Below are 15,524 nucleotides of genomic sequence, written 5' to 3'. Positions count from 1 at the left end.
TGCTATTTTCCTATGGAGCGCAGCCGCACTGTTTGCGCCGACGCAATGCCAGTGCTTGAATCAGGCCGATGCTATCGCCATGCACTACATGCGGCTGGCGGTGCGCCAGTACAATTTGGGGCTTTTTTGGCAGCCTGCGCCACTGCTGGCTGACCACTCATCACAAGGTATGGATATGGAAATCACCGAACAATGCGTGGTCGCACTGACCTGGACCCTCAAAGACACTCTGGGCGATGAACTGGATGTGCTGGAAGAGCCGGTGGACTTCCTGGTTGGCGGCGACGACCTGCTCAAGCGGATTGAAGAAGCGCTGCAAGGCCACGTGGTGGGCGATACGCTGCAACTGCACCTGGAACCTGAGGATGCATTTGGCGACTACATCGACAAATTGATTTTTCTGGAACCCCGCAAGCTGTTCCCCGCCGAACTGGAAGAAGGCATGACCTTTGAAGGCAGTGCCCTGCCCCAAGGCTGCAACCCCGAAGCCCCCAAGGACGCGCTGTACACCGTGACCGACATCTACCCGGAACACGTGGTGCTGGACGGCAATCACCCGCTGGCGGGCATCGCCTTGCGCATCGAGATCAAGGTTGAAGCCGTGCGCGAAGCCACGGAAGATGAAATTGGCCGCGGCAGTGCGGGTACTGGATTTTTCCGCATTCAGCCCCAGGCACCTGGCAGCAACCTGCTGCATTAAATACAGGCTGCGCACACCGGCGCAGACCACGCCAAGCCAAGCCCACCTGAAGGTGGGCTTTTTTGATGCCACGGCACCCGCACCACACCTGTAAAGCCCAGCCGATTGCGCGCGGGCACCGGCATTGGCAATAGCCGTGCAGCACGCGCAATCCACGCCAGGTCATCAGCACTCAGCGCATCTGAAACGCCTCTTGATGGACGTGCCAGCCACGCTGCTGGCGCGCCTGCCGGTGTATGACCTGCCCGAGTCCTGCGGGGCCGCACACCCAGATATCCAGCGCTGCGCCATGCTCCAGCAGATGTGCCGGCCGCAGATACTGGCCTTGCGCCGCGTCATGCACCTGCAGTGTCACGGCGGGCTGTGCGCTGGCGCACAGAGACTGCAGCCGCGCCAGCAGCGGGTCTTGCGCCGCGTTGCGCGTGCAATAGTGCAAATGGGCTGGCTGCAGGTTTTCCGGTTTGATCACACCTTTCTGGCGTGCCTCCAGCAGCGCTAAAAAAGGCGTGATGCCTACCCCGCCAGCCACCCATACCTGTGTACGGGCACAGGCGCCCTGTCCATCAAATTGACCATACGGACCTTCAATACGCACCTGCTGCCCCGGCTGCAAAGCCGCATGCAGAGCACGCGTGTAATCGCCCAAAGGTTTGATGACCAGCCGCAGCAGCGCTCGTCCATCCGGGGCTGCTCCACAACTGCCGGGCGCGCTGGCAATGGTGAACGGGTGCGGACCCTCCAGCCCGTCAAAACTGGCAAACACAAACTGACCTGGATGGTGCCCTTTCCAGCTCGCAGGCATGGCACACAGCACCTCCAGCGGGTCCTGCCCAGCTTCGGCTCCCAGAAGCTGTACAGCGTGCACCTGCGCCTTATGGCTGTTCCCCCCTTTACCGATGCGCCCAGCCAGCGACCACAGCGCAGCCGCAGTGCCCAGCGTCAGCAGCACGGCCATCAAGGCCCCCATAGGGAGCTGCCACAACGACAGCGGCATCAAAGCCAAAGAGTGAAATGCCAGCAGCACATACAACACAGGCATCACGCGGTGCACACGCCGCCAGGGCTTGTAAGGCAGCAGCCGCTGCCACAGCGTCAGTATGACCAGCACCAGCAGTGCGTAAAACGCCCATTCACCGAAATCTTTGGCAACTCCACGCCAATCCACGGCCCAGCTCAAAACGGCATCCCGCGCTGGCCGTGCGGCAGTCCCCCAGATATCTTTGATCCAGCCACTGGACTCCTTGGCGCCCCAGTGCAGTACAGCCGCCACGGCTGCCGCAATACCTGCCCACTTATGCAGGCGATAGACCTGATCCATTCCTCCCAGCGGGCGCTCCATCCACGGACGGCGCAGCGACAGCACCATGACCAGTGACATCATGCCAATGCTCCAGACACCACTGAGGTACAGCGCGTGCTGGCGCAACTGCCACCACAATGCAGGCTCCGTGCTGCTGGTCACCTCTGCAAAAGGGCCCGCCACAGCCACCCATGCAAGGGTCAGCAGCAGCCCCCAGATTCCCAACGCGACAGGCACTCGCATACATCCTCCTTATTGCTTTTGTACGAAACAGCAGCGCCAGCCCTGAACTGGCTGGCCCTGCTTCCTGGGGGTCAATGCTTGATGCGGTTGCGCAGCACTGCGCCCGTATTGCCGTCTATTTCAAGCTTCACACGCGCACCCTGGGCATTGCGGGCCTTGACCTCATAGCGGCCATCCGACCACTCAATCTCACGCAGATCCCGATAGCCTGCTGCCTCAAGGCGGTCATAGACATCCCGGATCGTCAACTGCGGCACCTGCACTGCATGCGCTGTGGCAGCGGACATGGACGTTGGCGGGGTAGCCACCGGTGCGCTGGGCGCCGTAGACTGGGCCATAGCGCCTGTAGCCAGGCCAGCCAGCAATGACGCTGCTGCCATACGGCGAACCCAGCGTGATGTCAGAGGTTGGTACATTTTCATGGTGATGAGCTCCTTGCTGATGGTGTTGATGACCAGCACCGCGCTGGTCTGAATGCATTGTTCAAAACCCTCGGTGAACCCAAGCTGAAGCGAATGTTCATGTTCCATTCATCTGCATCCCGGTATAAAACAACGATGTCTACCTCTTTCAGGAGCCTGTGCCATGGCTGCTCAACGCGCACTTTCAAGGACTCGCACCCGCCTGCTGGCTATGCTGGGCAGCCTCACGCTGGGCAGTGCCCTGTGGGCTGGCGCTGTGCTGGGGTTGCCTGCCGCGCACTCTGATGAAAGCGACCATGAGCTGGCGCGTCAGGCATTGCAGCAGGGCAAGGTGCTGCCACTGCGCACCGTGCTGGACCAGGTGGAGCGTCAGTACCAGGGCCAGGTCGTCAAGGTGGAGTTTGAACACGAGGATGGCCGCTTCATCTACGAAATGCGCCTGCTGCAGGCCAATGGCCAGCTGACCAAGCTCAAGATCGACGCCGTAGACGGACGCATCCTTAAAGCACGTCGCAAAGGACAGGACTGATGCGCATCCTCGTAGTTGAAGACGAACCCACTTTGCAGGCCCAGCTGATGCAGGCGATTGAAGCTGCAGGGCACACCGTAGAAACTGCCGCCGACGGCGCCACTGCGCGCTATCTGGGGGAAGTTGAAGATTTTGACGCCGTGGTACTCGACCTGGGCCTGCCAGTGGTCGATGGGCTGAGCGTGCTGCGCCACTGGCGTGCGCAGGGGCGCCAGATGCCTGTACTGATTTTGACGGCGCGCAGCGCCTGGCACGAAAAAGTCTCAGGCATGGACGCCGGTGCCGATGACTATCTGGCCAAGCCTTTTCACATGGAAGAGCTGCTGGCCCGGCTGCGTGCATTGCTGCGAAGGCTGTCCCCGCACAGCAGTGCACTGTGGCAATGCGGCAGTATCGTGCTGGACACACGTCAGGCCACCGCCTCAGTCGATGGCTTGCCACTGGCACTGACCAGCCACGAGTTCAAGATCTTGTCCCTGCTCATGCAGCGCGCCGGAGAAGTGCTCTCGCGCACCGAGCTGTCCGAGCACCTGTACCCGCACGACAGCGAGCGAGACTCCAACACCATCGAGGTCTTTGTGGGCCGCCTGCGCAAGAAACTGCCCCCCGGCAGCATTGAAACTGTACGCGGGCTGGGCTACCGCCTGCACCCCGCTGGAGGAGTGCAGTGAGACTGCCCACCTCTTTGTCCCTGCGCCACGGCTCTCTGCGCAGGCGGCTGCTGCTGGGCACCTTCGTCTGGATTGCCGTAGCCATTGTGGTGGCAGGCTGGGGGCTGCGAGGTTTGTTTCAGGAACACGTCAACCAGCAACTGCAAGATCAGCTGGTGGGACAGCTGAATCAGCTCAGCGCAGCCGTCAACTTCGATACCAGCAACCGGCTGGAGGTTCAGCCCCTGACTGGCGACGCACGCTGGAACACCCCGCTGTCCGGCCTGTACTGGCAAGTGGATGTGCTGACCTCAGACGGCCCAGCCCAGCTGGGCGCAGTGCGCTCACGCTCACTGTGGGACCAGGTCTTGCCACTGCCTGCAGATACCGCCTTTCCCGGCACCTCACGCAGCGGTTACGCCGTGCTGCATCTGCAAGATCCGCAGCACCATGAGCTGCTGGCTGTCAGCCGCCCGGTGCAATTGCCCGAGGCCCAAGCCCCCTTGCTGCGTCTGACTGTGGCCGCCGACCAGGCATTGGTGGCCGAGCCCATACAGCGCTTTACCACCATGCTGCTGGCCGCGCTGGGCAGCTTGGCAGCAGGCTTGCTGCTGGCCGTAGCGGTGCAACTGCAGCTGGCACTGCGCCCGCTGGATGTGTTGCGCCAGCGCCTGACTGCCGTGCGCACCGGCGCAGCCACGCAACTGGACGGCCAGTTTCCCGATGAGCTGCAACCCCTCATCAACGAGTTCAACCACGTACTGGGGGCCAACGCCGACATCGTGCAGCGCGCCCGCACCCAGGCTGGCAATCTGGCCCATGCCGTGCACACCCCGCTGAGCATTCTGGGCAACGCTGCCGCACAGGAAAACAGCCCGCTTGCGCAACTGGTGCAAGAACAAGTGGCCACCGCCCAGCGCCAGGTGGACTACCACCTGGCCCGTGCGCGAGCAGCCGCTGCCATTCGCGCCACAGGTTTGCGCACACCCGTGCAAGGCCCTGTGCAAGCCCTGCTTCGCACCATGCAGCGGTTGCATGCGGCACGCGATGTGCAATTTGAACAAACGGGCAACGCCAGCGATCTGGCTTTTCGCGGTGAAGCACAAGACCTGTTCGAAATGCTGGGCAACCTGCTGGACAACGCCGGCAAATGGGCGCGCAGCCGCGTGCAGCTGCATGTTGAGCGCGACGGTGTGCAACTGTGCTTTACCGTGGATGACGATGGCCCCGGTATCCCTGCCGACCAGCGCCAGCAGATTTTTGCGCGCGGCCAGCGGCTCGATGAGCAGCGCCCTGGCGCAGGGCTGGGCCTGGACATCGTGCGCGAACTGGCGCATACCTACAGCGGAACGGTTTCGGCAGATGCCTCGCCGCTGGGCGGGCTGCGCATGCGGCTGTGCCTGCCCGCTGCACTGGACGATACTGTGCAAGAGGCGAATGCACCAAAGCCCACGTGATTTTAAAAGTGAGCTGTCAGCGCTTTATACACAAGCACTTGCGCATCAGACAATGCTGAAATCCTTTACCCATAAGCGCTACCAGCTATAAAAACAACAGCCTGCGGCACCATGCAGATGCGGCAGGCTGTGTGCTGTCACGCATGGAGCGTGACTAAAGTGCCAAATTACTGCTTGCCCGTCGATCCGTAGCCGCCTTCGCCGCGCTCAGAAGCTGCTTCAAACTCATCGACCAGATTGAACGATGGCTGCACCACCGGCACGATCACCAGCTGGGCCAGGCGGTCCATAGGCTGCAGCGTGAAAGCTGTGGGCGAACGGTTCCACGCACTCACCATCAACTGTCCCTGGTAGTCAGAGTCAATCAGGCCCACCAGGTTACCCAGCACGATGCCGTGCTTGTGGCCCATGCCCGAGCGGGGCAGGATCATGGCGGCATAGCCGGGGTCTTTGAGGTACATGGCCATGCCGGTGGGAATCAGCTGCCACTGGCCGGGCTCCAACGTCACTGGCGTGTCAATGCAGGCGCGCAAATCCAGCCCTGCGCTGCCTGGGGTGGCGTAGGCGGGCATGTTCTGGCGCAGGCGCGCATCCAAAATTTTGATATCTACTTGCATGGGCAGCGATGGTAATGGGCAAATGAACGCTTCAGGATTTGCCTGAACGGGAAGCCGTGCGCACAGCACTGATCACGCTGTACACCACCCACGCCAAAAGCACAAAAGGCGTCAGGCTGGGTGCCACAATACTGGTCAGCACAAAGCCTGCAAAGACGGCCAGCAGCTTAAAGCCTTTGACTTTGCCAAATGGCTTTTTCTCAGCCGCAGGCTGCTGCGTACCCGATGTTTTTTTCTGCGCCTGCTGCTGCAGCTTCGCCGCTTGTGCCTGGGCTTTGCGCTTGAAGCGATCTACCGCGCTGTCCACACTGCCAGGTTGGGCCATCGGCTGATTCACGATGCTGCTCTTGTCGTGCCCCCGGCCCCAGGTACTGTCTGACACGCGCGCCTTGTCGCTCACGTTCTTGAGGCGCTGGGTTTCCTGCTCCTGCGCAGTCCATGCCATCAGCTCGTCCACATAACGCGCATAGTCGCCATTGGGTGGGCCGCTGAAGTCTTTGTAATTGGGCTTGCGTGCCGAAAACAAGCGCGATTTGTTGGGTGTGTGATTCGCCGGTGCAAAAGCCATCCCTGCCCTCTTTTCTTTCTAGATATTGGTGTCGTTCACGCTTTGGTTTGCGCACCGGGCAAACGGCGGGCCAGCTCGGCCACCAGCTGGCGGCCCAGTTGCGCCTTGCTGGCGCGTGGCAACTCGCGGTAGCCATTGGCATCTACCAGCAGCAGCGCATTATCATCCTGCCCAAAAGTGGCGGGGCCGATATTACCCACCAGCAGCGGCACCCCCTTGCGCACACGCTTGACGGTGGCGTGCTGGAGCAAATCATGGCTTTCTGCAGCAAAGCCCACGCAATACAGCTCACCATTTTGCGCACGTGGCAGCTTGGCCACCGTGGCAAGGATATCGGGGTTTTCTACAAAGGCCAGCGCAGGTACATCGCCAGAGCCGTCTTTTTTGATCTTCTCGTCCGCCGAACTGGCAGGGCGCCAGTCGGCCACAGCGGCCGTGGCGATAAAAATGCTGGCGTGCTCTATCTGGCTTTGCACAGCCTGCAGCATTTGCTCGGCCGACTGTACGTTGATACGCCGCACACCACGCGGTGTCGCCAAGTGCACGGGGCCAGCCACCAAGGTAACGTTAGCACCTGCAGCCCTGGCCGCTGATGCAATGGCAAAACCCATCTTGCCGCTCGACAGATTGGTAATGCCGCGCACCGGGTCAATCGCTTCAAATGTGGGGCCTGCAGTGATCAGCACGCTTTGCCCAGCCAGTACTTTGGGGGCAAAAAAGGCGGCAATATCCTCCAGCAGCTCTTCGGGCTCGAGCATGCGGCCATCGCCAGTCTCGCCACAGGCTTGATCGCCCACGCCAACGCCCAGCACATGGGCACCGTCGGCGCTAGCCTGCGAGAAATTACGCTGCGTGGCGGGGTGAGCCCACATTTCGCGGTTCATGGCCGGAGCCAGCAGCAAGGGCACACGGTCAATGGGGCGAGCCACACACATCAGGCTGAGCAACTCATCGGCACGGCCCTGAGCCAGTTTGGCCACAAAATCGGCACTGCACGGGGCAATGACAATGGCATCGGCCTCGCGGCTGAGGTTGATGTGGGGCATGTTGTTGCCCTCGCGCGCATCCCATTGCGAGGTATAGACCGTGCGGCCCGACAGGGCCTGCATGGTGACCGGGGTGATGAACTGCTCGGCAGCCTCCGTCATCACCACTTGCACAGTGGCCCCTGCCTTGGTCAGCAGACGGCACAAATGTGCCGTCTTATAACAAGCGACGCCTCCTGAGAGGCCCAAAACGATGTGTTTGCCAGCGAGTTCTTGCATGGCGCGAATGTAGCAGAGGGACACGGGCCAGCGACGCTTATGACCGCACTACCCCTGGTTGCACAGCCCGCTTGCCAGGCCAGATGGCGACACGGGCAGCCATCGCTGCCGAACTTCAGGGCCGGCAGCAACAAAGTTGGGCGCCCAAAAGCTTCGTCTTTACGGGGGGTAAGGACTAGGACTTACAATCTCGGATTCAAACTACCTGAGAACGGTGTTGTGTTTGAGCCAGATGCGATGAAAGTCGAAAGTTCAGCTCTTAGGGTGTGGTCAGATTCAGCAATGAACAAGGCCGCCTCTCCCACCACCAAGCAAATAAGATGACCAAATTCGTCTTCGTCACAGGCGGTGTGGTGTCTTCCCTGGGCAAGGGAATCGCCTCTGCCTCCCTTGCTGCGCTGCTCGAATCGCGCGGCCTTAAGGTCACCCTCATCAAGCTGGACCCGTACATCAACGTGGACCCCGGCACGATGTCTCCCTTCCAGCACGGTGAAGTGTTCGTGACGGACGACGGCGCCGAGACCGATCTGGACCTGGGCCACTACGAGCGTTTCATTGAAACGCGCATGAAGCAGTCCAACAACTTCACCACAGGTCGCATCTACCAGACCGTGCTGGAGAAGGAGCGTCGCGGCGACTATCTGGGCAAGACCGTGCAGGTCATCCCCCACATCACCAACGAAATTCAGGAATACGTCAAGCGTGGCGCAGGTATCGGCACCGATGACGCTGTGGACGTGGCCATTTGCGAAATCGGCGGTACTGTCGGTGACATTGAATCGCTGCCGTTCCTGGAAGCCGTGCGCCAGCTGGCACTGAAACTGGGCCAGAACAACGCCGCCTTCGTACACCTGAGCTACCTGCCGTTCATTGCTGCGGCAGGCGAGCTCAAGACCAAGCCCACACAGCACACTGTGCAAAAGATGCGCGAAATCGGTATCCAGCCCGATGCACTGCTGTGCCGCGCCCAGTACGCAGTACCTGCTGAAGAGCGCGAGAAAATTTCGCTCTTCACCAACGTGCAAGAGTGGGGCGTGATCTCCATGTGGGATGTGGACACTATCTACAAGGTGCCCCGCATGCTGCACGAGCAAGGTCTGGACGGCCTGATCTGCGACAAACTGCGCCTGAACACGGCTCCTGCCAACCTCAAGCGCTGGGACGATCTGGTCTACGAAACCGAGCACCCCGAGGGCGAAGTCAACGTGGCCATGGTGGGCAAATACGTGGAGCTGTCGGACGCCTACAAATCGGTCAACGAAGCCTTGAAGCACGCTGGTCTGCGCAACCACACCCGCGTCAAGATCACCCACATCGACTCTGAAACCATCACCGACGACAACGCCAAGCAAGAGCTGTCCAAGTACGACGCTATCTTGGTGCCCGGCGGTTTTGGTTCGCGCGGCGTGGAAGGCAAGATCTCGACTGCCAAGTTTGCCCGCGAAAACAAGGTGCCCTATCTGGGTATCTGTCTGGGCATGCAGGTTGCAACCATCGAGTACGCACGCCACATGGCTGGCCTCAAGGGCGCCAACTCCACCGAGTTTGACCCCCACACCCCCAACCCCGTGATCGCCTTGATCAACGAGTGGAAGGACGAGGACGGCACCATCAAGACCCGTGACGAAAACTCTGACCTGGGCGGCACCATGCGCCTGGGTGCGCAGTCTTCAGACGTACAGCCCGGCACACTGGCCCACAGCATCTACGGCGACGTGGTCACTGAGCGCCACCGCCACCGCTACGAAGCCAATGTGCAATATCTGGACAAGCTGCGCGAAGCAGGTCTGGTGATCTCTGCGCTGACTCAGCGTGAGCAGCTGACTGAAATTGTCGAGCTGCCCGCCAAGGTGCACCCTTGGTTCATCGGTGTGCAATTTCACCCCGAGTTCAAGTCCACACCCTGGAATGGCCACCCTCTGTTCAACGCCTTTATCAAGGCGGCCATGGACGGCCAGAAAAAATCGGGCAAGAAGGCTTAATTTTTCGTTTATCGAAACAAGCCAGAAAAAGGAGCTGCCAGCGCTTGAAAAATAAAGACAACAGCATCAGATGGATGTGCAAGTCTTTAAAAAATCAACGCTAGCAGCTTCAGTTTTTGAAGCATGCGCGCATGCAATGAAGGAACACCATGAAACTCTGCGGCTTTGACATCGGTCTGGACAAGCGCTTTTTCTTGATTGCTGGCCCCTGTGTGGTCGAGTCTGAACAACTGCAGATGGACGTGGCCGGCCAGCTCAAGGAAATCACTTCCGAGCTGGGCATCAACTTCATCTTCAAAAGCAGCTTTGACAAGGCCAACCGCTCCTCGGGCACCAGCTTTCGCGGCCCCGGCATGGAAAAGGGCCTGGAGATTTTGGCCAAGGTGCGCAAAGAGCTGAACGTGCCCATCCTGACCGACGTGCACACCGTGGAAGAAGTGCCTTACGTGGCCTCCATCGTGGACATGCTGCAAACACCCGCCTTCCTGTGCCGCCAGACGGATTTCATCCGCGCCGTGGCCCAGTCGGGCAAGCCGGTAAATATCAAGAAAGGCCAGTTCCTGGCACCGCATGACATGAAAAATGTCATCGACAAGGCACGCGCTGCCGCCAAGGAAGTGGGCCTGCCCGAAGACAGCTTTACCGCCTGCGAGCGCGGTGTCAGCTTTGGCTACAACAACTTGGTCAGCGACATGCGCTCGCTGGCCATCATGCGCGAGACCGGCGCCCCCGTGGTGTTTGATGCCACGCACAGCGTGCAGTTGCCCGGCGGCAACGGCACCAGCAGTGGCGGCATGCGCGAGATGGTGCCCGTGCTCTCGCGTGCGGCTGTGGCCGTGGGCGTGGGTGGCCTGTTCATGGAAACCCACCCCGATCCCTGCAATGCACTGAGTGACGGCCCCAATGCCGTGCCCCTCAAGCACATGAAGACTTTGCTGGAAACTCTGGTGGCGCTGGACGATGTGACCAAGCGCAACGGTTTCCTTGAAAACAGTTTTTCAGCCTAAGTTTGCGTAAGATGCGCAGCGCGCGACCTGTGAACCCGCTTTAATGCCAAACAAGCACGCTCCGTGGGGCGTGCTTTTTCACATGTGTGCAAAAGATGCCCGGCAACCTGAGCAACAACACAACCAAACCGCTTGCGTTGCCCACCCGTTTTAAAAAACCTTCATAGGAAACACCATGAGTGCAATCGTTGACATCGTCGGACGTGAAATTCTGGACAGCCGTGGCAACCCTACCGTCGAATGCGACGTGCTGCTGGAGTCGGGCGTAATGGGCCGTGCAGCCGTGCCATCGGGCGCATCGACCGGTTCGCGCGAAGCCATTGAGCTGCGTGACGGCGACAAGAGCCGCTATCTGGGCAAGGGCGTGCTCAAGGCCGTGGATCACATCAACGGCGAAATCGCCCAAGCGGTGATTGGTCTGGACGCTGCTGAGCAAGCGTTCCTGGACAAGACCATGATTGATCTGGACGGCACCGACAACAAGAGCCGCCTGGGTGCCAACTCCATGCTGGCTGTATCGATGGCCGTAGCCCGCGCCGCTGCTGAAGAAGCCGGCCTGCCTCTGTACCGCTACTTTGGCGGCATGGGCGGCGTGCAGCTGCCCGTGCCCATGATGAACGTGATCAACGGTGGCGCCCACGCGAACAACTCGCTGGACCTGCAAGAGTTCATGATCATCCCCGTAGGGGCACCCACCTTCCGCGAAGCCGTGCGCTGGGGCGCTGAAGTGTTCCATGCACTCAAGGCCATCATCCACCACAAGGGCATGTCCACAGCTGTGGGCGACGAAGGCGGTTTTGCACCTTCCGTTGAAAACCACGAAGCAGCCATTCAGCTGATCATCGAAGCGATCGAAAAGGCTGGCTACAAGCCCGGCGAGCAAATCGCTCTGGGTCTGGACTGCGCCGCTTCCGAGTTCTACAAGGATGGCATGTACGTGCTGGAAGGCGAAGGCAACATGACGCTCAACGCCGTTCAGTGGACCGACATGCTTGCTGGCTGGTGCGACAAGTACCCCATCATCTCCATCGAAGACGGCATGCACGAAGGCGACTGGGATGGCTGGAAAGTGCTGACCGAGCGCCTGGGCGACAAGGTGCAGCTGGTGGGTGACGATCTGTTCGTGACCAACACCAAGATCTTGAAGGAAGGCATCGACAAGCGCATTGCCAACTCCATCCTGATCAAGATCAACCAGATCGGCACCTTGACCGAAACGTTTGCCGCCATCGAAATGGCCAAGCGCGCTGGCTACACCGCCGTGATTTCGCACCGCTCGGGCGAAACCGAAGATTCGACCATTGCTGACATTGCCGTGGGTTTGAATGCTGGTCAAATCAAAACCGGTTCGATGAGCCGCTCTGACCGTATCGCCAAGTACAACCAGTTGCTGCGCATCGAAGAAGACCTGGGCGAAGTGGCCGTGTACCCGGGCCGCGACGCGTTTTACAACCTGCGTTAATCTTCTGGCTCGCGCCTTGAACAAAAACCGGGGCTTGATTGCCCCGGTTTTTTAAATCTCAGTCATGGTTTCTCGCATCGTCACCGTCGTTTTGCTTTGTCTGCTGGCCATCACGCATGCCCAGCTGTGGCTGGGTGCAGGCAGCATGGACCGCGTGGCAGAGCTGCACGGACAAATCAATGAACTGCACGCGGCCAATGATGCTGCGCGCAAAGAAAATGAGCGCATGTCCTCCGAGATCAACGACCTGCGCGAAGGCAAGGACACGGTCCAGGAAAAAGCACGCAGCGAGCTGGGCATGCTCAGACCCAATGAGATTTACGTGCAAATCATGCGCCACTGATCACTGATCTGCGCACACCCCCGTTTTTTGCACTCTCTTGCGCAGCACGCACCATGCTGAACCATTGCCGCATCTTGCTGTGCGCCAGCCCCGGGCACTGCGCCCAGATCCTGCAGGCGGCCGCCCAGAGCCGCGTGAACTTGCACGGCTTGCAGCCGAGCACCCAGTGGCCGCAAGGTGACACGGCCCACAACGCTATCGTGCTTTGGGCCTTGCTGCCCCCCCAAGCCCAAGCCGTTGAATCCGCCCTGGAGCTACGCTGGCGCGAGCAATGGCTGCAAAACCCCGGCCCTTTGACCATTCAGATACTGTACGGCAGCGCCACCCAGCAGGCCGAGCAATTAAAGCCCTGGATTGCGCAAAAAAGGGGCAGTGAAAGTGCAGACATCGGCTCTGATTGCTTCGAGTGCCTGGATGCCTCCAGCGAGCAAAAGCTTTTCCAGCACTTGCTGCAGCGCACATAAAAAATGAGCTGCCAGCGCTTATCTGTACTTGATTTCAAATAGAAAACACTTTGAAATCAAGCAACCATCAGCGCTAACAGCTCTATTTATAAGAGCACAGGTACGCGATTACTGTACCGATGACGACCCAGGCGCCTGGCTTGGCGCATCCGTAAACAGCTGGGCAGCATCCACCGCATCAAAGCGGTATTGCGCCCCGCAGTAGTCGCAACCCACTTCCACACGGCCTTGCTCTTCGATCACGTGCGCCACTTCTTTTTGTCCCAGATTGCGCAGCATGTCTTGCACACGGGTGCGGCTGCAGGTGCAGGCAAAATGCGGGCCATTATCGCCATCCTGCGGCACAAAGCGCAGCAGCTTTTCTTCCCAGAACAGGCGGCGCAAGATGGTATCCACATCCAGCGTCAGCAACTCATCGCGCTTGAGGCTGGAGGCCAGTGTGGCAATGCGGTTGTACTCTTCGTTCAAACCGATGTGGTCGTGCTCGTCCTGCGCGCTTTCGGTCGCGCCGGCCAGATTGTCCTGTCCCTTCAGCGGCATGCGCTGAATCATCAGACCCGCTGCAATCTCGTCATTGGCCGCCAGCACAATGCAGGTATCGAGCTGCTCTGACTGGCGCATGTAGTGCTGCAGGACCTGAGAAATCTTGCTCAGCGGCTCGCCCTCTTCATCATTGAGTGGCACCACGCCCTGGTAAGGCTGCTGGCCGGGCAGGCGGTCTTTAGGGTCCAAGGTGATGGCGCAGCGCCCCAATCCATTGGTGTTCACCAGCTCTGCCAGCGTTGCACCTGCAGGCACCTCGCCATGCACAGACGCCGTGGCGCGCAAGCCCAGATCGGCCTGCACTTCTGCCACGATGACCTTGACAGGGCCTTCGCCAAAAATCTGAAACACCAGCGCACCATTGAACTTGATGTTGGACTGCATCAGCACACTGGCAGCGGTCATCTCGCCCAGCAATTCGCGCACGGCAGCCGGGTAGGCCCCCGTGTCGGTGTTGCTGGCACGGCGCTGAAGAATGTCTTTCCAGGCATCGGTCAGTCGCACGATCATGCCGCGCACAGGCAGGCCATCGAAAAGGAATTTATGGAGTTCAGACACGCTGTGTGTATCCCAGTCAGTGATTGCTAAATGCCGGGCAATCAACCCAGCTTGCGCAAACCCGCTTTGAAGCGGTGCGCGTTATCGATGTAGTGCTGCGCACTCTGGCGCAAGCCTTGCATCTGCTCAGGAGTCAGCTGCTTGACCACGCGGGCAGGGCTGCCGATGATCATGGAACCATCAGGGAACTCTTTGCCCTCGGTCACCAGTGCCCCTGCACCCACCAAACAGTTTTTACCAATTTTCGCCCCGTTCAGCACAATCGCGCCAATGCCAATCAAGCTTTCATCACCGATCGTGCACCCATGCAGCATGACCTGATGCCCTACCGTGACGTGTCGGCCAATGACCAAAGGCATGCCCAGATCGGCGTGCAAAACGCTGGCGTCTTGCACATTGCTGCCCTCGCCAATGGTGATGCTGGATGTATCGCCGCGCACAACCGTGCCAAACCAGATGCTTGCATCGCCGCCAATCTTCACCTCACCCATTACCTGGGCACTGTCCGCAACCCATGCGCTTGCGGCAATTTCAGGGGAAATGCCATCTAACTCATACACGGCCATCTTGTCTCCTTTTTTTTGTGCGTTCGGGAAAATACAATTGTAAATATGGAGCTACGACAACGCGCCCTTGAGGTTTTATGCCTCTGCGATCCCATTCATAAAGCCACCGCAGCCATGCAGATGCAACAGCAAGCTGCACAGTTTGCCATTGCGCCTTGCGCTCCCGTCCTTGAGGCAGGCATTGAGCTGCCCGGGCATCCCCAACGCCCTGCGCTGCTGCGCCACTCCGAAGTGGCCCGCCGCTCCCCGGCAACCCTGCAAGGGCGCATCATCTTGATGCACGCCATTGCACACATCGAATTTAACGCCATCAACCTGGCACTGGATGCCATCTGGCGCTTTGACGACATGCCCGTGCAGTACTACCTGGACTGGCTGCAGGTGGCAGGTGAAGAAGGCAAGCACTTCCTGCTGATCCGCGACTGGCTTTTAGCCCAGAACCATGACTATGGAGACTTTCCTGCGCACCAGGGGTTGTGGACCATGTGTGAAAAAACGGCACAAGATGTCACAGCACGTATGGCCCTTGTCCCCAGAACCCTGGAAGCGCGCGGACTGGACGCCACACCGCAGATCCAATCCAAGCTGCGTCAGGTCGGCACGCCAGATGCTTTATCTGCCGTCGATATCCTTGACATCATCTTGCGCGAAGAAGTGGGGCATGTAGCAATTGGAAACCTTTGGTACCGCTTCTTATGCCAGCGCAATAATCTGGAACCACAATCGCACTACACTGCACTTGCACACAAATATGAAGCACCACGCCCGCGCCCGCCTTTCAACACACGGGCTCGCCAGGCAGCAGGTTTCACGGAAGAAGAAATAGCCTGGCTGGAACAGCACTGACT

The 15,524-nt window shown here is 59.6% G+C and carries 17 protein-coding genes; 10 read left to right on the top strand and 7 right to left on the bottom strand.

Annotated features, from left to right (window positions below; genetic code table 11):
- Window positions 1–175: 175 nt before the first annotated feature.
- Entirely contained in the window at window positions 176–700 is a 525-nt protein-coding gene (locus IB213_RS07595; RefSeq protein ID WP_191723259.1) for a peptidylprolyl isomerase, read from the top strand.
- Window positions 701–872: 172 nt separating this feature from the next.
- Here the strand turns inward: IB213_RS07595 and IB213_RS07590 are convergent, their stop codons facing one another.
- Together IB213_RS07590 and IB213_RS07585 are read right to left on the bottom strand one after the other, a co-directional pair.
- On the bottom strand, window positions 873–2,243 hold the full coding sequence (locus IB213_RS07590) for a ferric reductase-like transmembrane domain-containing protein (RefSeq protein ID WP_192405873.1): 1,371 nt from the start codon (window positions 2,241–2,243) through the stop codon (window positions 873–875).
- A gap of 71 nt (window positions 2,244–2,314) precedes the next feature.
- Window positions 2,315–2,773: a PepSY domain-containing protein gene (locus tag IB213_RS07585; RefSeq protein ID WP_225561017.1), complete on the bottom strand. Its 459-nt coding sequence runs from the start codon at window positions 2,771–2,773 to the stop codon at window positions 2,315–2,317.
- A gap of 55 nt (window positions 2,774–2,828) precedes the next feature.
- Between IB213_RS07585 and IB213_RS07580 the strand changes: the two genes are divergently transcribed.
- From IB213_RS07580 to IB213_RS07570, 3 genes are read left to right on the top strand one after another with little or no spacing between them, the layout of a single operon-like run.
- Window positions 2,829–3,194, top strand: a complete 366-nt coding sequence (locus IB213_RS07580; RefSeq protein ID WP_225561016.1) for a PepSY domain-containing protein — start codon at window positions 2,829–2,831, stop codon at window positions 3,192–3,194.
- Window positions 3,194–3,865, top strand: coding sequence for a response regulator transcription factor (locus IB213_RS07575; protein ID WP_191722952.1), 672 nt, complete (start codon window positions 3,194–3,196; stop codon window positions 3,863–3,865). The genes IB213_RS07580 and IB213_RS07575 overlap by 1 nt, the downstream gene beginning before the upstream one ends.
- The gene (locus tag IB213_RS07570) at window positions 3,862–5,301 is read left to right on the top strand and encodes a sensor histidine kinase (RefSeq protein ID WP_370551188.1); all 1,440 of its coding nucleotides are present in this window, start codon (window positions 3,862–3,864) and stop codon (window positions 5,299–5,301) included. The genes IB213_RS07575 and IB213_RS07570 overlap by 4 nt, the downstream gene beginning before the upstream one ends.
- 167 nt (window positions 5,302–5,468) lie before the next feature.
- On the opposite strand, the gene dut is transcribed toward IB213_RS07570, so the two are convergent.
- The 3 genes from dut to coaBC are packed head-to-tail and all read right to left on the bottom strand — an operon-like array spanning window position 5,469 to window position 7,751.
- Window positions 5,469–5,918, bottom strand: a complete 450-nt coding sequence (gene dut, locus IB213_RS07565) for a dUTP diphosphatase (protein ID WP_192405872.1) — start codon at window positions 5,916–5,918, stop codon at window positions 5,469–5,471.
- A gap of 31 nt (window positions 5,919–5,949) precedes the next feature.
- A complete protein-coding gene (locus IB213_RS07560; protein ID WP_192405871.1) occupies window positions 5,950–6,486 on the bottom strand; it encodes a hypothetical protein in 537 nt (178 codons plus the stop codon).
- A 35-nt stretch (window positions 6,487–6,521) separates the two neighbouring features.
- Window positions 6,522–7,751 carry a bifunctional phosphopantothenoylcysteine decarboxylase/phosphopantothenate--cysteine ligase CoaBC gene (coaBC, locus tag IB213_RS07555; protein ID WP_192405870.1) on the bottom strand — a complete coding sequence of 410 codons (1,230 nt, stop codon included), beginning with the start codon at window positions 7,749–7,751 and terminating at the stop codon, window positions 6,522–6,524.
- A 320-nt stretch (window positions 7,752–8,071) separates the two neighbouring features.
- Between coaBC and IB213_RS07550 the strand changes: the two genes are divergently transcribed.
- The 5 genes from IB213_RS07550 to IB213_RS07530 all read left to right on the top strand — a co-directional run bounded on the left by IB213_RS07550 (window position 8,072) and on the right by IB213_RS07530 (window position 13,009).
- On the top strand, window positions 8,072–9,733 hold the full coding sequence (locus IB213_RS07550; RefSeq protein WP_191722956.1) for a CTP synthase: 1,662 nt from the start codon (window positions 8,072–8,074) through the stop codon (window positions 9,731–9,733).
- Window positions 9,734–9,882: 149 nt separating this feature from the next.
- The gene (kdsA, locus tag IB213_RS07545) at window positions 9,883–10,740 is read left to right on the top strand and encodes a 3-deoxy-8-phosphooctulonate synthase (protein WP_191722957.1); all 858 of its coding nucleotides are present in this window, start codon (window positions 9,883–9,885) and stop codon (window positions 10,738–10,740) included.
- A gap of 175 nt (window positions 10,741–10,915) precedes the next feature.
- Window positions 10,916–12,202 (top strand): phosphopyruvate hydratase, encoded by a 1,287-nt coding sequence (gene eno, locus IB213_RS07540; protein ID WP_191722958.1) that lies wholly within the window; start codon window positions 10,916–10,918, stop codon window positions 12,200–12,202.
- A gap of 64 nt (window positions 12,203–12,266) precedes the next feature.
- Entirely contained in the window at window positions 12,267–12,545 is a 279-nt protein-coding gene (locus tag IB213_RS07535) for a septum formation initiator family protein (RefSeq protein ID WP_192405869.1), read from the top strand.
- A gap of 53 nt (window positions 12,546–12,598) precedes the next feature.
- The gene (locus tag IB213_RS07530) at window positions 12,599–13,009 is read left to right on the top strand and encodes a hypothetical protein (RefSeq protein WP_192405868.1); all 411 of its coding nucleotides are present in this window, start codon (window positions 12,599–12,601) and stop codon (window positions 13,007–13,009) included.
- Window positions 13,010–13,117: 108 nt separating this feature from the next.
- On the opposite strand, the gene IB213_RS07525 is transcribed toward IB213_RS07530, so the two are convergent.
- Both IB213_RS07525 and IB213_RS07520 read right to left on the bottom strand, forming a co-directional pair.
- Window positions 13,118–14,110, bottom strand: a complete 993-nt coding sequence (locus tag IB213_RS07525) for an Hsp33 family molecular chaperone HslO (protein WP_191722961.1) — start codon at window positions 14,108–14,110, stop codon at window positions 13,118–13,120.
- Between the two features lie 41 nt (window positions 14,111–14,151).
- Window positions 14,152–14,676 (bottom strand): gamma carbonic anhydrase family protein, encoded by a 525-nt coding sequence (locus tag IB213_RS07520; protein WP_191722962.1) that lies wholly within the window; start codon window positions 14,674–14,676, stop codon window positions 14,152–14,154.
- A gap of 45 nt (window positions 14,677–14,721) precedes the next feature.
- Here IB213_RS07520 and IB213_RS07515 point away from each other — a divergent pair, with 45 nt between their 5' ends.
- Window positions 14,722–15,522, top strand: coding sequence for a ferritin-like domain-containing protein (locus IB213_RS07515; RefSeq protein WP_192405867.1), 801 nt, complete (start codon window positions 14,722–14,724; stop codon window positions 15,520–15,522).
- Window positions 15,523–15,524: the final 2 nt, after the last annotated feature.

This window comes from Comamonas sp. CMM02, assembly GCF_014851485.1.
Taxonomy (GTDB): Bacteria; Pseudomonadota; Gammaproteobacteria; order Burkholderiales; family Burkholderiaceae_C; genus Comamonas; species Comamonas avium.
Note: the sequence above shows the minus strand (reverse complement) of the source record. Positions and strands in the feature narration are given on the sequence as shown.